9 protein-coding genes, 2 tRNA genes and 3 rRNA genes are annotated in these 20,480 nt (G+C 41.5%); 9 read left to right on the top strand and 5 right to left on the bottom strand.

Features of this window, described 5'->3' with window-relative positions; translation table 11 throughout:
- Positions 1-97: 97 nt before the first annotated feature.
- The 3 genes from PALPR_RS09510 to PALPR_RS09500 all read right to left on the bottom strand — a co-directional run bounded on the left by PALPR_RS09510 (position 98) and on the right by PALPR_RS09500 (position 2,459).
- Positions 98-1,297 carry an argininosuccinate synthase gene (locus PALPR_RS09510; RefSeq protein WP_013445405.1) on the bottom strand — a complete coding sequence of 400 codons (1,200 nt, stop codon included), beginning with the start codon at positions 1,295-1,297 and terminating at the stop codon, positions 98-100.
- Between the two features lie 53 nt (positions 1,298-1,350).
- Entirely contained in the window at positions 1,351-1,914 is a 564-nt protein-coding gene (locus PALPR_RS09505; protein WP_013445404.1) for a GNAT family N-acetyltransferase, read from the bottom strand.
- A 74-nt stretch (positions 1,915-1,988) separates the two neighbouring features.
- A complete protein-coding gene (locus PALPR_RS09500) occupies positions 1,989-2,459 on the bottom strand; it encodes an arginine repressor (protein WP_013445403.1) in 471 nt (156 codons plus the stop codon).
- Positions 2,460-2,804: 345 nt separating this feature from the next.
- Between PALPR_RS09500 and uvrA the strand changes: the two genes are divergently transcribed.
- The 9 genes from uvrA (at position 2,805) to PALPR_RS09455 (ending at position 17,688) form a co-directional block, all read left to right on the top strand.
- Positions 2,805-5,621, top strand: a complete 2,817-nt coding sequence (gene uvrA, locus PALPR_RS09495; RefSeq protein WP_013445401.1) for an excinuclease ABC subunit UvrA — start codon at positions 2,805-2,807, stop codon at positions 5,619-5,621.
- Between the two features lie 28 nt (positions 5,622-5,649).
- Positions 5,650-8,112, top strand: coding sequence for a replication restart helicase PriA (gene priA / locus PALPR_RS09490; RefSeq protein WP_041620362.1), 2,463 nt, complete (start codon positions 5,650-5,652; stop codon positions 8,110-8,112).
- Positions 8,113-8,170: 58 nt separating this feature from the next.
- The gene (locus tag PALPR_RS09485) at positions 8,171-9,853 is read left to right on the top strand and encodes a WG repeat-containing protein (RefSeq protein ID WP_013445399.1); all 1,683 of its coding nucleotides are present in this window, start codon (positions 8,171-8,173) and stop codon (positions 9,851-9,853) included.
- A 1,011-nt stretch (positions 9,854-10,864) separates the two neighbouring features.
- Positions 10,865-12,392 (top strand): 16S ribosomal RNA (locus PALPR_RS09480).
- 245 nt (positions 12,393-12,637) lie between these two features.
- Positions 12,638-12,711: transfer RNA gene (locus tag PALPR_RS09475), tRNA-Ile, on the top strand.
- An 85-nt stretch (positions 12,712-12,796) separates the two neighbouring features.
- A tRNA-Ala gene (locus tag PALPR_RS09470) sits at positions 12,797-12,871 on the top strand.
- Between the two features lie 297 nt (positions 12,872-13,168).
- Positions 13,169-16,063: ribosomal RNA gene (locus tag PALPR_RS09465) — 23S ribosomal RNA — on the top strand.
- A 211-nt stretch (positions 16,064-16,274) separates the two neighbouring features.
- A 5S ribosomal RNA gene (rrf, locus tag PALPR_RS09460) occupies positions 16,275-16,385 on the top strand.
- Together the 16S, 23S and 5S rRNA genes with 2 tRNA genes alongside form the textbook arrangement of a ribosomal RNA operon.
- Before the next feature lie 412 nt (positions 16,386-16,797).
- The gene (locus tag PALPR_RS09455; protein WP_013445398.1) at positions 16,798-17,688 is read left to right on the top strand and encodes a bile acid:sodium symporter family protein; all 891 of its coding nucleotides are present in this window, start codon (positions 16,798-16,800) and stop codon (positions 17,686-17,688) included.
- Between the two features lie 140 nt (positions 17,689-17,828).
- Here the strand turns inward: PALPR_RS09455 and PALPR_RS09450 are convergent, their stop codons facing one another.
- Together PALPR_RS09450 and PALPR_RS09445 are read right to left on the bottom strand one after the other, a co-directional pair.
- Positions 17,829-19,310, bottom strand: a complete 1,482-nt coding sequence (locus PALPR_RS09450; protein WP_041620361.1) for a HEPN domain-containing protein — start codon at positions 19,308-19,310, stop codon at positions 17,829-17,831.
- 239 nt (positions 19,311-19,549) lie between these two features.
- The gene (locus tag PALPR_RS09445) at positions 19,550-20,473 is read right to left on the bottom strand and encodes a DMT family transporter (RefSeq protein ID WP_013445396.1); all 924 of its coding nucleotides are present in this window, start codon (positions 20,471-20,473) and stop codon (positions 19,550-19,552) included.
- Between the last annotated feature and the right edge of the window lie 7 nt (positions 20,474-20,480).

The raw sequence follows: 20,480 nt of genomic DNA, 5'->3' as shown, positions 1-20,480 counted from the left end.
TATTCTAATTACCAAAACGACCTGAACAGCAATCTATTAAAAATGGTCTTTGCTTATTCGGCAAAGACCATTATCGTTTTTTTAGTTTTATTGTTTTCTATTTATCGTTCCGCTTTTGAACGTTGTAATAAATTTTCATTTGATTTCCAAGTATTTTGGTGAATCCTTTTACATCATCAGCACTCCAGGCGCGATTTACTTCGCCATATTCGCCAAAGTCTGTTTTCATTAAATCAAACGGACTTTCAACCCCGACTAAAGTGTAGCTGTAAGGGCGAAGTTTTATGATTACTTTTCCAGTTACGTTTTGCTGTGAACTTTGAAGGAACTGCTCAATGTCACGCATAACGGGTTCCAGGTATTGAGCTTCGTGAAGGAACATTCCGTACCAGTTGCCGAGCTGATCTTTCCAGTACTGTTGCCATTTTGTAAGCGTATGTTTTTCGAGCATCTTATGAGCATTGATAATCAATAACGGCGCTGCTGCTTCGAATCCAACACGTCCTTTAATACCAATGATGGTATCTCCAATGTGCATATCTCGTCCGATGCCATATTTATTGGCAATCGATTCCAGTTGATTTATGAGCAATACTTTGTTTTCTTGTTTTGCACCGTTTATTGCTGTGATCTCACCATTTAGAAATTCGATGGTAACATTTTCTTCACCTTGTTTTTCTATTTGACTTGGATAAGCTTCTTCGGGTAAAGTTTGTTCTGATTTCAGTGTTTCTTTACCGCCGATGCTGGTTCCCCACAATCCTTTGTTGATGGAATATTCCATTTTCGTAAAATCGGCTACGAAACCATGTTTTTTCAAATAGTCGATTTCATATTCGCGAGTCAATACCATGTCGCGGGTAGGCGTTAGTATTTTAATACCGGGAGCCAGAACATCAAACGTAAGGTCGAAGCGAACCTGATCATTGCCGGCACCGGTGCTTCCGTGAGCCACGTAATCGGCTCCAATTTCTTTGGCGTAATTAATAATGGCAATTGCTTGAAAAATTCGTTCAGAACTTACCGAGATAGGATAGGTTCCGTTGCGGAGTACATTGCCGAAAACCATATATTTGATGCTCTTCTCATAGTACTCTTGAGTTACATCCAACGCTACGTGAGATTTCGCTCCGAGACGAAAAGCTTTATCTTCAATTACTTTCAATTCATCTTCGCTGAAGCCACCTGTGTTTGCCACAGCGGTGTGTACTTCGTATCCTTTTTCCTGGGCCAGATACATGGCGCAAAACGAAGTATCTAACCCTCCGCTAAATGCTAATAATACTTTTTCTTTCATCTTTTTTATATCTAAGCTTACCGGTCGAGTCTGACCGGAATTTCAATTCAATATTATTTCTCTATATCTTTTGCAGGATCGAACAGCATACCTGTACACAAACAATGTTTGCGACCGGTGCGTTGCAGAATGTCGTAATTCACGCAACTCTGACAGCCTTTCCAAAAAGCCGCATCATCGGTAAGTTCAGAGAATGTTACAGGTTTGTACCCCAGCTCTGAGTTAATTTTCATAACAGCCAGACCAGTTGTGAGTCCGAATATTTTAGCGTCGGGATAACGCTGGCGGGAGAGTTCGAATGCTTTACGTTTGATACGTTTGGCAAGTCCGTGTCCACGGTATTTATCAACAACGATTAAACCTGAATTGGCAACAAATTTTTTATTACCCCAAGTTTCGATGTAGCAAAATCCTGCAAACTCCTCTCCTGCTAAAGCTATAATTGCTTTTCCTTCTGTCATTTTTTGCTCGATATACTCGGGCGAGCGTCTGGCAATACCTGTTCCACGCACTTTGGCCGCATCTGCTATGGTAGTCAAGATTGTATCAACATAACCTAAATAACGCTCATCAGCAATTTGTACCGTAATCTTTTCAACGGCAATCTCTTTGTCCATATTCAATTTTGAATGAGTTCAGTTTAACTTCACAAAGTGTAAACTTCGCAAAGTTTTCCACTTTCATCTATAATTTAATCCTTTTCTGAAAAAGTGATATTCATCATCTCAAGAATATCATCACGTGTTACACCTTCACGAGGGATTACTAAAATTGTATCATCACCTGCTATTGTTCCTAATACATGATCTGTCGCTTTATTGTCTATATCCCAGGCAATGGCGCTTGCATAACCCGGTTTTGTCTTTACTACACCTAGCTGACCTGAAAATTCCATACTTAATACTGCTCCATGAGAAATCAGCGTGTTTACCGTTCCAGTGCTGGGAAGCGGTTTGTTATACGCTGGTAAAATGTACTTGTAGGCACCGTTTGATAAAGGCGTTTTGGCTACTTTTAGTAATTTTAGATCGCGTGATAAAGTTGCTTGCGTTACTTCGCACTGTCGTTCGCTTAGAATCCTCAGAAGCTCTTCCTGGCTCCCGACTAAGGTAGAGCGAAGAATTTCTGAGATTACCTGTAAACGATTTCGTTTATTCTTCATAAATGCATAATTATTTAGATTTGACGCAAAAGTACTATATTTTTTGTATACTGCAATGAATTTATAAAAATTTATTCTATAATTATTCTAAAATACGCGTTTTTGAAATTATTATTCAAATATAATGCATATTTAGGTGATATAAATGTATGAATTTTGTATATGGCATGCGATTCTTTTTTGTGTATTTTAAAGACTTGCTTGATGATACAGAAAAAAGGAAATGTATATTTATTTTCCGCTATTCACTATTAAATATTCATTTCTTAAGTAGTATCTTTGCAAGTCAATCAAAAATGTAAATGCTGTTTGTTGCAGTTGCATTTATTTATGTTATAAAAAATTATGTCCAAACAAGGGAATATCATTATAAAAGGTGCCAGGGTACATAACCTGAAAAATATCGATGTCGAAATTCCACGAAATAAGCTTGTTGTAATTACGGGTCTATCCGGTTCGGGAAAATCATCACTGGCTTTCGATACACTTTATGCCGAAGGGCAACGTCGTTATGTGGAAAGTCTGTCTGCTTATGCGCGGCAGTTTTTGGGACGAATGAGCAAGCCGGAAGTAGATTATATAAAGGGAATTCCGCCTGCCATTGCTATCGAGCAAAAGGTGAATTCGCGCAATCCGCGTTCGACAGTTGGAACATCCACTGAAATTTACGAATACATCAAACTTCTGTATGCCCGTATTGGAAAAACATATTCTCCCGTCTCGGGCGAGTTGGTCAGGAAGCACGAAGCGCAGGATGTGATAGATGCTGCAATGGATTTTGCAGACGGGACTAAGTTGATGGTATTAACTCCCGTAATCCCGACAGGTGACAGGACGCTTGGAGAGCAACTCCAGAGCTTGCTTTTACAAGGATTTAGCCGCTTGGATATAAATGGCGAGACGGTTCAAATATCCGATGCGATTAAAAATACGATTTCTCCCAATGATGCCGATAAAGTTTATCTTTTAATCGACCGTTTGGTAGTGGAACATACGCAAACTGCAATCAGTCGATTGACTGATTCGATAGAAACGGCTTTTTCGGAAGGCGGTGGAGTTTGTGTTCTCAAGGTATTTGCTGATGAAGAACCAAAGTTGCTTTATTTCTCAAAGAAATTTGAAGCAGACGGAATGACCTTTGAAACTCCAACGGTTCATACATTTAGTTTCAATAGTCCCATAGGTGCTTGCCCGGTTTGTGAAGGATTTGGTAAGGTAATCGGTATCGATGAAGATTTGGTGGTGCCAAACAAGACACTTTCCATTTTTGAAGATGCGGTGGTTTGTTGGAAAGGCGAAGTAATGAGCGAATGGAAAAAGGCTTTGATTCGTTCGGCTTCTAAGTTTAATTTTCCTATCCACAAACCCTATTATGAGTTGACCGATGAACAGCGTCATCTGCTTTGGACGGGAAACAAATACTTCGAAGGGTTGAATGCATTTTTCAAACATCTGGAATCTAACCAGTATAAAATTCAATATCGGGTAATGTTGGCTCGTTATCGGGGTAAGACTATTTGTCCGGAGTGTAACGGAAGTCGTTTGAAAAAAGAAGCATCCTATATCCGCATTGCCGATAAATCTATTTCAGAATTGGTGTTGATGTCGGTTGCCAAGCTGAATGAATTCTTTGATAACATTCAGTTGGACGAGCAGGATGCTGCGGTTGCAAAACGATTGCTGCTTGAAATCACCAACCGTATTCACTTTTTACTCGATGTAGGACTGGGTTATCTGACGCTCAACCGTTTGTCAAATTCGCTTTCGGGTGGTGAGAGTCAGCGTATTAATTTAGCTACTTCGCTGGGGAGCAGTTTAGTTGGTTCGTTGTACATTTTGGACGAACCAAGTATTGGCTTACATTCGCGCGATACACATTTGCTCATAAAGGTATTGAAGCAACTTCGTGAACTGGGAAATACGGTAGTGGTGGTGGAGCACGACGAGGAAATCATGCGTGCAGCCGATTACCTTATTGATATCGGTCCAAATGCCGGACGGCTCGGTGGTAAAGTGGTTTTTCAGGGTGTTCCCGATCTTACCGGAAAAGGCGATGCTGTACTTACTGCTGCCGATATGGAGAATTCTTACACGCTGAAATACTTATCAGGGCAGGAAAAAATTGAAGTTCCGGCTCAGCGCCGCAAGTGGAGTAACTTTATCGAAGTTATCGGAGCGCGCGAAAATAACCTGAAAGGAATTAATGTCAAATTCCCATTGAATGTGATGACCGTGGTTACCGGAGTCAGCGGTTCGGGGAAATCTTCATTGGTAAAAAGTGTGTTCTATGCCGCTTTGAAGAAGCATTATGGAGGAGTGGCCGACCGTACCGGTCAGTTTGGTACGCTCAAAGGCAGTATGCATTTGGCCAAAGACATTGAGTTCGTCGATCAGAACCCTATCGGTCGTTCGTCGCGTTCTAATCCGGTGACCTATATTAAAGCCTACGATGAAATCCGAAAGTTATTTGCCGACCAGCAATTGTCCAAGCAAATGAATTACAGTGCGTCTCACTTTTCGTTTAATACTGAGGGTGGGCGATGCGAAGAATGTCAGGGAGAAGGAACGGTAACAGTGGAAATGCAATTTATGGCCGACCTGGTGCTGGAATGCGAGCACTGCCACGGGAAACGTTTCAAACAGGACATATTGGATGTACAATATAAAGGTGCAAACATTTTCGACGTGTTGGAGATGACGGTGAATCAGGCTATCGAGTTTTTCTCGGCACAAACCGGAAACACAGAAAAGAAGATTGTAAAGCGACTGAAACCACTGCAGGATGTAGGGGTTGGGTACGTCAAACTTGGGCAATCGTCCAGCACACTGTCGGGTGGAGAGAGCCAGCGGGTGAAATTGGCTTCGTTTCTGGCCAATGAAAAACCCGAGCCTACTATTTTCGTGTTCGACGAACCTACTACCGGCTTGCATTTTCACGACATAAAAACCCTGATGAAAGCCTTCGATGCACTAATTGCCAAAGGTCATACAGTCATCATTATTGAACACAACATTGAGGTCATTAAATGTGCCGATCATATTATCGACATCGGACCGGATGGTGGTGATAAAGGGGGAAATCTGGTTTTTGAAGGAACTCCCGAAAATATCATTAATTGCGAAGCATCGTATACCGGAATGTTTTTGAAAGATAAAATGTAATATTCTCTTTCCGTTTTCAGGAAATAATTTGATGAAATACGTCGACGTCATATTGCCATTGCCATTGCCCAATACTTTTACCTACTCCGTGCCGGAAGAATGGGCGGATTCGGTGCGTATTGGTATGCGGGTGGTGGTGCCGTTTGGAAAGAAAAAGATGTACACTGCTGTGGTATATCTCGTTCACACGGTGATGCCTACGGTTTACGAAGCCAAAGATATTGTGTGTCTGCTGGATAATGCGCCCATTCTACGTCGTCCGCAAATGAAGTTTTGGGAATGGATTTCGTCCTACTATCAAGCCTTTCTGGGCGATGTGTATCAGGCTGCAGTGCCGGCCGGTTTAAAGTTGGAAAGCGAAACGCGGGTATGCATCAATCCCGATTACGAAGCCGAAACCGTTCTTTCGGAAAAAGAAGAAAAGGTTCTTATGGCTTTGTCCGACGGCAAACCTACTACAGTTCTCGAGCTGAATAAAGTCACCGAAATGCGCGACGTGATGCCGACCTTGAAAGCATTGTTGGATAAAGGTGCAGTAGAAATCAGCGAAGAACTGACCGATAAGTTTCGGGTGAAGACCGATACCTTTGTGCGCATGTCAGCCGAAGCTATGCAGGAAGATAATCTCCGCAAGATTTTTGACGATCTCGGTCGTGCCAAAAAGCAACTGGATGTGCTGATGATGTATATTGATCTGTCAAAATGCCTCATCCCTGCAAAGTATCGCGAAGTTTCGCGCAAAGAGCTGATGGAAAAATCGGGAGCCTCGGCTGCGGTGCTTGCCGGACTGGTGGAGCGGGGCGTATTGGAAACTTACCTGAAAGAAATCGGACGATTGGATATTTCCGATGTGTCGACTTCTGCCGTTTATCCGCTTAATGAATTTCAGCAGGTAGCCATTAAAGAAATAGAAAAGCAATTTATTGAAAAACCGGTGGTGCTGTTGCACGGTGTTACGTCCAGCGGCAAAACCGAAATTTACATACATCTTATTAATAAGGTGCTCGCCGAAGGTAAACAAGTGCTTTATCTTGTTCCCGAAATTGCCCTGACAACCCAACTTACTACGCGCTTGAAGCGGGTGTTTGGTAAACGCCTTGGAGTGTATCACTCCAAATTCTCCGATGCCGAACGGGTGGAGATATGGAACAATGTACTTAATGATAAAACCTACGACGTTATAATAGGCGTGCGGTCGTCCATCTTTCTTCCTTTTCGTCAGCTCGGGTTGATTATTGTGGACGAAGAGCATGAGTCGAGTTACAAACAATACGATCCGGCTCCGCGCTATCATGCCCGCAATGCCGCCATCGTATTGGCATCCATGCACGCTGCAAAAACCTTGCTCGGAACAGCTACCCCTGCCATAGAAACCTATCAGAACGCGCAAACCGGAAAGTTTGGCTTGGTAGAGCTTAGTCAGCGTCATGAAGATATGGCTATGCCCGAAATTCTTGTTGTCGATACCAAAGAAGCGTACAGGAAGAAACAAATGGAAAGCCATTTCACCGACACCTTGCTCGAACGTATTGCCAAAGCGCTTCAGAATAAAGAGCAGGTTATCCTTTTTCAAAATCGTCGGGGGTATGCACCCTATATAGAATGTAAAGCTTGTGCCTATGTACCGCATTGCAAAAACTGCGATGTAAGTCTCACGGTTCATAAAGCTTTTAATACCCTGACTTGCCATTATTGCGGATATACCGAACCGATTCCGAATATCTGTCCGGCTTGTAAAATGCCCGGAACACTTTCCACGAAGGGTTTTGGAACGGAAAAGATCGAAGACGAAATCAAACAGATTTTTCCAGATGCACGTGTTTCGCGTATGGATTTAGATACAACCCGTTCCAAAAAGTCGTATGAAAAGATCATTTCCGACTTTGAACAACATAAAGTCGATATTCTTATTGGTACCCAAATGGTGTCGAAAGGGCTCGATTTCGAGCGCGTAAGCCTTGTCGGAATTCTCAATGCCGACAACATGCTCAATTTTCCGGATTTTCGCGCGCACGAGCGCGCGTTCCAATTAATGGCGCAAGTCAGCGGGCGTGCAGGAAGGAAAAATAAACGTGGTACGGTCATTCTTCAAACTTCGTCGCCGGAGCATCCCATTATCGGGCAAGTTATCCGAAATGACTATCAAGCTATGTTTGCCACGCAGTGCGACGAGCGGAAGCTATTCAAATATCCTCCGTATTTCCGCATTATTCAGATCGTCCTTCGCCATCGCGACTCGATTATTCTCAATCAGGCGGCGGCTCGGATGGCCGTCGATTTACGGGCGGTATTCAATAATCGTGTACTAGGACCAAATGTTCCGGCTGTATCACGTATACAAAATATGTATATCAAGCATATTTTGCTTAAGTTTGAAGTGGAAGCATCCGCCGAAAAGGCAAAAGATATCCTTCGTCAGGTCACCACTAATCTGCAGTCCGAACCCAAGTTTAAATCTTTATGGATAAATCTGGATGTGGATCCGATGTAATTAAAAATAGTATTAGGAAACGCATTATTAAGGTTTGCGTAGTATAAATATTGAAATAATGAAAAGACATTTAAAACTAATCACTTCTTTTTTGTTGATTATTTTTTTGACGGCGTGCAGTTCGTCTACAAAGGAAACTGAGGTAATTGATCTACTTCCGGTGTGTAATGGGAATATTTATCGGTATATCAATCCGGGTGGAAAGATTATCATTAATCCGCAATTTAAAGAATCATCTGTTTTTAGGGACAAACTGGCATTGGTGCAGATTTTCGGTACTAAGCCTTCGTGGGGTTTTATCACTGAAGACGGAAACTTTGCCATAAAAGCAACGTATAAAGAAGCTACAGTTTTCAGTGAAGGCATCGCCTGGGTTATCCCCGAATTCGGAGCACCTCAAGCAATCAGCACTAAGGGGGATACAATATTCAAATTGCCGCAGGCTAAATCTGTACGGATTTTTAAAAACGGATTGGCTGCATTCAGCATTTCTATGGATAGCCTAAATCAGAAATGGGGGTTTGTGGACAAAAATGGTACTGTGAAGATTAGTCCGCAATATTCTACTGTTCGTAATTTCAGCGATGGGAAATGTGCTGTTGCTAATGCAGCCGGCGAATGGGGATACATTGATGCAACAGGAAAGCAAATCATAAATTATCAATACACAAATGCCGGAGATTTTGAGTCCGGCAAAGCCATTGTCTCGTCAGGAAGAAGTTGGGGAGTGATAGATGAAACCGGAAAATACTCTATTAACCCCGTATTTCAGGAAATGAGGAATGACAATGCTGATCAATATCGGGTAAAACAGAATAATAAATGGGGTTGGTGCAATCAAAATGGTAAGATGTTTATCGAACCGCAATTCAACGATGTTGAGCCATTCGGCGACAATGACCTTGCTCCGGTAAAGCAGGGTGATAAGTGGGGATACATTAATAAGTCCGGAAAAATGATTATCGACCCGCAGTTTGACTCCGCATTACCTTTTAATGGAAATATTGCCTGGGCGATGATAGGTGGAAAAGGAGGATTTATTGATAGCAAAGGAAAATACGTTATTCAACCACTTTATGATGGCATTTCTGATGATTATAAATCTTACGTATTGACCGGTTCTTCAAAGTTCGAAACTGTCACGTCTGATTACTTTGATTCGGAAGCTATTATTAATCGACTAAAAAAAGACATTACTATTAATACGGTATCCGGATTGAATTTCAGTTCTCCTTTGTCGGTCATTTATGCCAAGTTTAAAAAGACTGAAGCTGATTTCAACAAAAGCAGTTCGGAACATAAGATTATTGCAGCCGAAAGATTATCAAACGATGCAACACTGGATTTTTTTCTGCTCGGAAACCCATGGAATGAAAAATACAACGGCAACTTTGGATTCTCCTACACGCTGAAACCATCCTATAAACATGTAGGGTTTACCTATCGTATTAAAGTTACCGGAAAATCGGTCGGAAGGGAAGCGGCTGTACTTAAATCTATGGAAACGGTTTTGAGTGGATACACTAAAGATGTAAAACACTCCGGTGAGAATGTATGTATTCTCCAAAGTAAGTCCCAATTAATAGTCATGTTGGCACAGCCCGGAATTATTATTGTGGCTGTTTATCCTGTTACACCTGAAAATTTACAGATGGTAGATTTAAATTATGGGAATGGAATGGAGGCCGATTCTACGGCAATGTCTGCAGATTCATTAGTTTCTAAAGTAAAAAAGCCCTAAAGCAAGAGTAATTTTCATCTAGTCTTATTCGTTTTGTCGACTGTTTTCATTCTTATTTCACTTTATAAGAAGTTCATTTCGGAAAAACTTTGATGTTGGGATCAATGTTTTTTGGACTTTCAGGATTCCGATCTTCATCTTTTCTTCTAAAATCCAAAAGAAATAGGCCGATGTAATGCTATCAAACTGCCCATTTAAGGGTAGCTGTCGGTAGTTTTCATATCGCATCAGTACTTGTTTTCGGTATTCCGGAGCGGTTTTAGAGTAATGCTTGAAACAATTTTGAGAAAACAATAAATTATTTTGCGACAGGAACGAGTTTTTTATCAGGCGTTTAAGGTGATTAGTATGTTTTACAGCAGAAATAAAAGGTAAAATGATTTGGATTGTATGTATAAAGTGACTACTTTTGCACCCGCTTTGAGAGAGAAGCACGGTAGTTAGGTAATGAAAAGAGGTGTCAAATAAATAAAGAAATTATTTTTCTCAAAAAGTTTGGTAGTTTAAAAATAAGCATTACCTTTGCAGCCGCTTTGAGAGAGAAGCTTTGGGTTTAAAAATGGTTTAATAACTGACTGATTAAAAAACAGTTAAGTTGGATAAAATTAAGTTTTCCCGACAAATTTTCTTGAAAATAAAAATCAAAACTTTTCTAATAAAGTTTGGTATATTGAGAAAAAGCAGTATCTTTGCAGCCCGTTTGTCTCACAAAATTTGAGGGTAGAACGAAAGCAAAACAAGTTATAAAATAGGGAGCTATTTTGTAGTAACATTAGAAGTCTTGATAAACAACTGCACTGCGAAGTGCAACTTCCAAATTCCCCTTTAGGGGTTAGGGGTATCAAGCATCGATCTTTGAGAATACATGAACAACAAATAATGTAGTATAAGGAAAGGGAACATTTTTTATAAATGGGAGTATCTGTCAAAGGATACAAAGATTTTTTATACCACGTCAATTTTCTACAATAAATTTAGGAATAGATAGCATCCGAGCAAATAAAAAAAGATACAACGAAGAGTTTGATCCTGGCTCAGGATGAACGCTAGCGACAGGCCTAACACATGCAAGTCGAGGGGCAGCATAAAGGTAGCAATACTTTGGTGGCGACCGGCGCACGGGTGAGTAACACGTATGCAACCTACCTGTAAGAGGGGAATAACCCGGAGAAATTCGGACTAATACCGCATAATACCACTGAACTGCATGGTTTAGTGGTTAAACATTTATGGCTTACAGATGGGCATGCGTATGATTAGCTAGTTGGTGAGGTAACGGCTCACCAAGGCAACGATCATTAGGGGTTCTGAGAGGAAGGTCCCCCACACTGGTACTGAGACACGGACCAGACTCCTACGGGAGGCAGCAGTGAGGAATATTGGTCAATGGGCGAGAGCCTGAACCAGCCAAGTCGCGTGAAGGAAGAAGGTTCTATGGATTGTAAACTTCTTTTGTAAGGGAATAAAAAAGAGTACGTGTACTCTATTGTATGTACTTTACGAATAAGGATCGGCTAACTCCGTGCCAGCAGCCGCGGTAATACGGAGGATCCGAGCGTTATCCGGATTTATTGGGTTTAAAGGGTGCGTAGGCGGACCCTTAAGTCAGTGGTGAAAGTTTGCGGCTCAACCGTAAAATTGCCATTGAAACTGAGGGTCTTGAGTGTAAATGAGGTAGGCGGAATGTGTTGTGTAGCGGTGAAATGCTTAGATATAACACAGAACACCAATTGCGAAGGCAGCTTACTGGGATACAACTGACGCTGAGGCACGAAAGCGTGGGGATCAAACAGGATTAGATACCCTGGTAGTCCACGCAGTAAACGATGAATACTAGCTGTATGCGATATACTGTATGTGGCAAAGCGAAAGCGTTAAGTATTCCACCTGGGGAGTACGTTCGCAAGAATGAAACTCAAAGGAATTGACGGGGGCCCGCACAAGCGGAGGAACATGTGGTTTAATTCGATGATACGCGAGGAACCTTACCCGGGCTTGAAATGCATCTGACCGACTTGGAAACAGGTCTTCTAGCAATAGCAGATGTGTAGGTGCTGCATGGTTGTCGTCAGCTCGTGCCGTGAGGTGTCGGCTTAAGTGCCATAACGAGCGCAACCCCTATTGATAGTTACTAACAGGTTAAGCTGAGGACTCTATTGAGACTGCCACCGTAAGGTGTGAGGAAGGTGGGGATGACGTCAAATCAGCACGGCCCTTACGTCCGGGGCGACACACGTGTTACAATGGGGGGTACAGAGGGTTGCTACTTGGTGACAAGATGCTAATCTCTTAAAGCCTCTCTCAGTTCGGATCGGAGTCTGCAACTCGACTCCGTGAAGCTGGATTCGCTAGTAATCGCGCATCAGCCATGGCGCGGTGAATACGTTCCCGGGCCTTGTACACACCGCCCGTCAAGCCATGGAAGCTGGGGGGACCTGAAGTACGTAACCGCAAGGAGCGTCCTAGGGTAAAACTAGTAACTGGGGCTAAGTCGTAACAAGGTAGCCGTACCGGAAGGTGCGGCTGGAACACCTCCTTTCTGGAGCGATGTTATCGAAACTTAGTAGAAAAGTGGTATACAAGGAAAGTGCAAACTTTTTGAGTACTACATTATGTTGTTTATGATATAAATACAGTCAGCAGTGAACAGTAAACAGTGAACAGTCAGCGGTAATGCAAGTTACAGAGAATGCTGATAACTGATACCTGATGACTGATAACTGAAAACGGTAGTTACACAAGAGAAGTTGATAACTGAAAGCTGATGACTGATAACTGAAATTCAGTCCTATAGCTCAGTTGGTTAGAGCGCTACACTGATAATGTAGAGGTCGGCAGTTCAACTCTGCCTGGGACTACAACAACAGTTCACAGTGAGCAGTGAACAGTGAACAGTTGAAGAACTGATAACTGATAAGTGTTCCCTGATAACTGAAAATACTCGGGGGATTAGCTCAGTTGGCTTAGAGCACCTGCCTTGCACGCAGGGGGTCATCGGTTCGAGCCCGATATTCTCCACAAAAATCGACCAGCGGGTTGTTTTTTTCGAAGAATAGCAAAAAAGTAATACAGATTATTAGTATTGAACCACTAACAATCAACACATTAAATGAATAATTGTCGTGAGACAAAATAATTATTAATTATCAATTATTAATTATTCATTCAATAGCGATCTTTGATATATTGAAAGAAAGAGAGAAAAAGTAGTAAAGCAATGCTTTGCGATAGAGTAATCTAAAGTTAAGCATTGAGTATTTGTAGAGACGCATGTAAATGCGTCTGATAACTATGGATACGAGCAAACAAGAAATAAAAAAAGCAAATAAGAGCGAACGGTGGATGCCTTGGCTCTGGGAGGCGATGAAGGACGTGATAAGCTGCGATAAGCTCGGGGGTGGTGCAAATAACCTATGATCCCGAGATTTCCGAATGGGGCAACCCAACATAGTGAAGCTATGTTATCCCGCTATGCGGGAGGCGAACGAGGGGAACTGAAACATCTAAGTACCCTTAGGAGAAGAAAACAAAAGTGATTCCGCAAGTAGTGGCGAGCGAACGCGGAGAAGCCCAAACCAATGATGTAGTAATGCATTGTTGGGGTTATAGGACTGCGATATTTGGAATAAAAACGAACTGGAACGATTTGGAAAGATCGATCATAGAGGGTGATAATCCCGTACAGGTAAAGTTTTATTTTGATAGCAGTATCCTGAGTAGTGCGGGACACGAGAAATCCTGTATGAATTTGCCGGGACCATCCGGTAAGGCTAAATACTCCCCAGAGACCGATAGTGAACCAGTACCGTGAGGGAAAGGTGAAAAGTACTTCGAATAGAAGAGTGAAATAGATCCTGAAACCGTTCGCTTACAAGCGGTTGGAGCACCTTCGTGGTGTGACAGCGTGCCTTTTGCATAATGATCCTACGAGTTACTTTCACTGGCAAGGTTAAGTATTTCAGGTACGCAGCCGAAGCGAAAGCGAGTCTTAACAGGGCGCCATAGTCAGTGGGAGTAGACGCGAAACCAAGTGATCTACCCATGAGCAAGTTGAAGTTTCGGTAACACGAAATGGAGGACTGAACCGGTATACGTTGAAAAGTGTTCGGATGACTTGTGGGTAGGGGTGAAAGGCTAATCAAACTTGGAGATAGCTCGTACTCCCCGAAATGCATTTAGGTGCAGCGTTGCAATAGTTTATATGAGGTAGAGCGACTGATTGGATGCGAGGGCTTCACCGCCTATCAAGTCCTGATAAACTCCGAATGCATATAAATGTTTTGCAGCAGTGAGGGCATGGGTGCTAAGGTCCATGTCCGAGAGGAAAAGAATCCAGACCATCAGCTAAGGTCCCCAAATATATGCTAAGTTGAATTAACGAAGTCGAACTGCAGTGACAGCTAGGATGTTGGCTTGGAAGCAGCCATTCATTCAAAGAGTGCGTAACAGCTCACTAGTCGAGCGGTTTGGCGTGGATAATAATCGGGCATAAGCATATTACCGAAGCTATGGAATTATACATTGTATAATTGGTAGGGGAGCATTCCAGTACAGCGTTGAAGGCGTAAGGACAACTTACTCTGGAGCGGCTGGAAAAGCAAATGTAGGAATAAGTAACGATAAGGGAGGCGAGAAACCTCCCCGCCGGAAGACTAAGGTTTCCTGATCAACGCTAATCGGATCAGGGTTAGTCGGGGCCTAAGGTATAGCCGATAGGCGAAGCCGATGGAAGAACTGGTTAATATTCCAGTACTACTTATAAGAGTGAAGTGGGGACGGAGCAGTGAAAGTCCTGCGGCCTGACGGAATAGGTCGTTAAAGGGTGTAGATATTGACGGGGGTAGGCAAATCCGCTCCTAGAGTCGAACCTGATAGTACCGAGCGCACTTGTGCAATCGGATATGGATGTAATCAGACTCCCAAGAAAATCCGCTAAACGTTAATCTTATAAGTACTCGTACCACAAACGGACACACGTGGTCAAGTATAGCGTACTAAGGCGCTCGAGTGATTCACAGCTAAGGAACTAGGCAAAATAGCCCCGTAACTTCGGGAGAAGGGGCGCTTCCTCATGTTGAATGAGAAGCCGCAGAGAAATGGCCCAGGCGACTGTTTAACAAAAACATAGGGCTATGCAAAATCGAAAGATGAAGTATATGGCCTGACACCTGCCCGGTGCTGGAAGGTTAAGAGGAGATGTTATCGCAAGAGACGCATTGAATTGAAGCCCCAGTAAACGGCGGCCGTAACTATAACGGTCCTAAGGTAGCGAAATTCCTTGTCGGGTAAGTTCCGACCTGCACGAATGGTGTAACGATCTGGGCACTGTCTCAGCTGTGAGCTCGGTGAAATTGTAGTATCGGTGAAGATGCCGATTACCCGCAACGGGACGGAAAGACCCCGTGAACCTTTACTGCAACTTTACATTGAATTTGGGTAATTAATGTGTAGGATAGGCCGGAGACTGCGAAGCGGGCACGCTAGTGTTTGTGGAGTCACCCTTGAAATACGGCCCTTTGATTATTTGAGTTCTAACTCCCTTGTAGGGAGGACACTGTATGGTGGGTAGTTTGACTGGGGTGGTCGCCTCCAAAAGTGTAACGGAGGCTTCCAAAGGTGCGCTCAGGCCGATTGGTAACCGGTCGTAGAGTATAATGGTATAAGCGCGCTTGACTGAGAGACCGACAAGTCGATCAGGTAGGAAACTAGGGCATAGTGATCCGGTGGTTCCGTATGGAAGGGCCATCGCTCAAAGGATAAAAGGTACTCCGGGGATAACAGGCTGATCATTCCCAAGAGCTCATATCGACGGAATGGTTTGGCACCTCGATGTCGGCTCGTCACATCCTGGGGCTGGAGAAGGTCCCAAGGGTTGGGCTGTTCGCCCATTAAAGTGGCACGCGAGCTGGGTTCAGAACGTCGTGAGACAGTTCGGTCCCTATCTGTTGTGGGCGCAGGAAATTTGCGAAGGTCTGACACTAGTACGAGAGGACCGTGTTGGACGAACCTCTGGTCGATGGGTTGTTCCGCCAGGAGCACTGCCCAGTAGCTACGTTCGGTTTGGATAAGTGCTGAAAGCATCTAAGCACGAAGCCATCTTCAAGATTAGATTTCCATTGAGGGTCGTGGAAGACTACCACGTTGATAGGTCACAGGTGTATAACAGAAATGTAGAGCCGAGTGATACTAATTGCCCGATAGCTTTTTTAGAACCCCTAATCTACCCCTAACCCCTAAAGGGGAATAATAAAGGTAGAGATAAAGGAAACAAACCCGCTCTTTGCGTATTTTTCTCTCTTCTTTTTCAATTATCTATTATAACAAGTTAATTGAGTAATTAAGTGTAATAAGTAATTGGTTTAATACCAATCATAACTAACCAACTAATTAACCAATAATCTGTCAACTAAATAAACCGTATTTAGGTGGTTATAGCGACAGGGTTCCACCTCTTCCCATTCCGAACAGAGAAGTTAAGCCTGTCCACGTCGATGGTACTGCTGCAAAGTGGGAGAGTAGATAGCCGCCGTTTTTAAAGCCTCATACAAGAAATTGTGTGAGGCTTTTTTTTGTGCCCCTAAATCAAATACTGGCAATATATACGATCTGATTTACGTGAGTTCGATATAAGAATCTATATATTTTGTCACTATGTCATTAAAAACAAAGGAATAAGGTTTTGAATTTTATTTTCTCATTCTCTACTAAGGCAATATTATTGAAAGAAATAAGGTCAAACCTTAGTAGAATCAACTATTGCTACCAAACAAAACCTTATTTGTCATCTAAATGATTTGAATATACTCCATTTAGATTGCCGCGTTTTTATTTTCGCTGTAGGGCTACAGTGATGATTTGAGTATGGGGAGCAGATAAAGAATCACTATCAGAGATTATTTATGACAAATAATCTTTGTACTTTTGTAGGTAGAAAAAATGAGCTGATGTTGAAAAGATTAAAACCCTATATGATGCCTACCGCCATTACGGTGGGTGCTGTTTTCTACCAATTCTTCACTATGTTGTCGTTTCTGACACCATACCTCATCTTCATCATGCTCTTTCTTACCTATTGCAAGTTGAAATTTGATAATATCAGGGTTACCCCTTTGCATCTCTGGCTGATACTGATTCAAATATTGGGGAGTATTGCGGTTTATTTGATATTACGTCCTTTTAATGCTATACTGGCTCAGGGAGTAATGATTTGCTTATTGGCGCCAACTGCTACCTCTGCCCCGGTAATCACAGGCATGCTTAAGGGGAATGTAGCCAGTCTGACGGCTTACAGTTTAATAAGTAATTTATCTGTAGCTCTCATAGCACCGGTTATATTTTCGCTGATAGGAAGTTATAATAGTCTGCCTTTTCTTGATTCTTTCATAACTATTTTACGACCGATTTTTGTTCTATTGTTTCTTCCGTTTGCACTGTCATTGTTATTGCAAAGAACGAATCCGCAAGTAGCTGCAAGGATAGGATCATTTTCAGGTTTGTCTTTTTATCTCTGGTCGTTGGCGCTAGGCATTGTTACGGGCAGGACTGTAGAATTTATTGTAAAGCAGAACAGCGCAAATTATTCAATAGAAATACTTATTGCTATTGGTGCTTTTATAATTTGTGCTTCGCAGTTTCTTGTAGGCCGAATGATAGGAAAGCGATATGACGATACAGTGGCCGGAGGACAGGGATTGGGGCAAAAAAACACAATACTTGCCATCTGGATGGCGCAAATGTATCTGAATCCGATAGCATCTATCGGCCCCGGAGCTTACGTACTTTGGCAGAATATTATTAATTCCTACCAGGTATGGCTAAAGCGGAAGACTTTGTAGAATTATCGAAAAATTTGGGCTTTTTATTCTCTTTGCTGAATAGCAGGAGTGCAACTTCATCTTTCAATAAATGACCATTTTTTCTTTTTGTTGTCTTGCCACGGTTCACAGAAACGCACTAGTGGGTTTATTGGTTTTTGTTAGTTATCAGTTTTTGTTTCTTCCAATTTTTCGATTAGAGCCAACTTGTCTTTATATCCAAATTCAAGGTTAAACTGAATCAAGCGAATGAATGCAGTTACAATAATTCTTTGCGCTTCAGATAACTCTTTAAAGTCGATATTTAATCGTTTAGCTTTGTGAATCATTTTGTGCCTAACTTGATAAATGTTGCTAAAAATAATCTTTATTCTTTCTTTTTCTTGTTGTTGATTAGATAGCAAGTTTGCAAGTCTTTTCTTCGTTTTTTCTTCCATTTTCCATTCATCATCGTCTTTAAGAAAGATACTTTCTAATATCGTTATTAGATTTACGCATCTAAGATTCAAATCCCAATTTGAGATTGCAAAACCAAACAAATGAATTGATTGAATAATAATATCATTTAGTTCACAATCTTGTCTCTTTGAAATAAAATCAGAGAATGTTTTTAGACCTAATTGTTTAGCACTATTATAATGTTTTTCTGTAAATGTAAAAGGATAATTATTGTATTTACTATTGATTGATAAACTATCTTCTTTGTCTTGATTATGAGTCAAATAATTAGACTCTAGTTGATAACTCAATTTATGGTTTAAATCGAACATCGTCTTTTTTTCTGCTACAGCAATAGCAGTTTCGCTAAATAACTTCAATACGTCTACTGAAATTTCGGCTACATCCTTTGCGATTTCTTCTGCTTTGTTTCTTTCTCCTGTTACTGTTACTTTGGCTAAAACTTTACCTTGAAAGTCTTTACGATAGATATTACTAAAGGTTTTTTCTGTAAGTGTTTTATTTTTCTCTTTTAGTGATTTGTAAAGAGTATCAAAGTACTCTTTTGTGAAGAATGTAAATTCAACATTCCCTATTTTGAAAGAAGTTTCAATCTCAAGATTTAAAATAGGAAAATAAAAAGTATATGGCTTGACTTGCAAATCAATGGAAGACATTAAACAATCATATAATGAAGATTCTGCTTTTTTGCTATTGTAAACATTGATTACCCATTTAAGAGTCTCTGCTTCAATAAAGCTTAATGAAGCTTTTTTGTTGAAACTTTCTAATGAATTCAAGTTTTCAACAAGAGTCCCAAATTTATGGAAGTCAAATTCATTAAAGCCATAACTACCATTTTCTTTATGAATGAAAATTGAAATAGTATTTCCAATGTGATCAGTTGTTCTTTCGATACCATATCCGACAAGCTTATCTGACAAATCAACAAAACCTCTCTCCTTTATTGAACCAGACAATTCAGGGCGTTCCATTGGAATCTCATTTGGCTTATACGTTACTAAGTCAATAAGTTCAAAAGCTTCTATGTTCAGTTTTTCAATCATTTTATATGCTCTATTTTTTTCAGTCCTAATTTTACTTATGCAAGTCTTTTCATTTTTTGGCTTACCTATAACTCCAAATACGCCTAATCCCCTTGCCCATATTTTTCCGTTAGAAGTGTCATTAATTTTCTGCCACAAACATACTAAAAAACAATTAACGCACAGGCTTTTTTACTAAACTATTTTTCGGTGAGTGGGGCAGAAAAAAGAATAAGGTTTTTAAATGGCTCGCAGTACCATTAAAAACCTTATTTGAGTATAGCCGGAGTGCAACTTTAAGTCGCGCTCCGGTTAGGTGAAAAATTGAAATCTGTTCAAAAAAAATAGAACCTGCCTGCATGAAAGCGGATTCTATTCTAACCGGGGCAAGTGTCCCTCTATTTTCTTTTCGCGAGTCTTTCAGCTTCCATTTGCGCTCTCGATTTGCTTTGCGTAACGATATACACTCCGGCAAAAACCAACACTCCCGACAGGGCTTTTTCGTACCCGAAAGTATCCATACCTATAGCCACCGCAAGCATCGAAGCCACTATGGGTTGAACGTAATTATACATGCTCAGTGTGGTGGGGCGAAGCACTTTTTGTCCGATAGGCACCAGCAGATAACCCAGAAAAGTGGCAAAAACGACCATATATCCTATGCGCCAGTAGGTGTTGGCACTCAGCAATGTAAAGTCGGTTTGCATCAATGGCTTGTAACAAAAAGGCGTACAAACAATGGTGGCGAACAAAAACATCCATTTCATAATGGTGACAGGCGAATATCTTGATATCAGATTTTTGAAAACTGTGAGGTAGATAGCAAACGAAAAAGTGGCTGAAAAAACGATTAAATCACCCCAGAAATTTCCATTTCCGGTGTGCTTCGTCTGACTGCTGAAAACCAACAATAAGGCTCCCGAAGCACCAACCACAACCCCCACGGCCTTCATCAGTGTGATAGGTTCTTTAATGATGATGGCTGCCAGTATCATAGTCAGAATGGGCAGCATGGTGACAACAATGGACGCATCGATGGGCGAAGTCATGGATAAACCAACAAAGAATGGAAGCTGGTTCAATGTCAACCCAAAAAATGAAGCACAGAATAACAATAAAATGTCTTTCGGCGCAACACGCTCCTTTCTGGTAAATAACGATACGCTCCAGAATAGTAACATTCCACCAAATAACCGAAAGAATGTAAGCGTAAACGGACTGAGTATTTCCGGCATCAGCGCTCTGGAAATAGGATTGTTGATACCAAAAATAACATTGGCCGAGAAAAGAGCTATATGCCCTCCAAGTTTTTTATTTTCCATAATTGAG

This window comes from Paludibacter propionicigenes WB4, assembly GCF_000183135.1.
In the GTDB taxonomy this organism is placed as follows: Bacteria; Bacteroidota; Bacteroidia; order Bacteroidales; family Paludibacteraceae; genus Paludibacter; species Paludibacter propionicigenes.
The sequence above is the reverse complement of the archived record's forward strand: the minus strand, read 5'-3'. Positions and strand labels throughout refer to the sequence as shown.

Bases quoted from the DNA above. Each gene is read 5' to 3' on its own strand.
- PALPR_RS09510 (WP_013445405.1), bottom strand. From the start codon at position 1,297: ATGAAAGAAAAAGTATTATTAGCATTTAGCGGAGGGTTAGATACTTCG.
- PALPR_RS09505 (WP_013445404.1), bottom strand. From the start codon at position 1,914: ATGGACAAAGAGATTGCCGTTGAAAAGATTACGGTACAAATTGCTGAT.
- PALPR_RS09500 (WP_013445403.1), bottom strand. From the start codon at position 2,459: ATGAAGAATAAACGAAATCGTTTACAGGTAATCTCAGAAATTCTTCGC.
- uvrA (WP_013445401.1), top strand. From the start codon at position 2,805: ATGTCCAAACAAGGGAATATCATTATAAAAGGTGCCAGGGTACATAAC.
- PALPR_RS09485 (WP_013445399.1), top strand. From the start codon at position 8,171: ATGAAAAGACATTTAAAACTAATCACTTCTTTTTTGTTGATTATTTTT.
- PALPR_RS09455 (WP_013445398.1), top strand. From the start codon at position 16,798: ATGTTGAAAAGATTAAAACCCTATATGATGCCTACCGCCATTACGGTG.
- PALPR_RS09445 (WP_013445396.1), bottom strand. From the start codon at position 20,473: ATGGAAAATAAAAAACTTGGAGGGCATATAGCTCTTTTCTCGGCCAAT.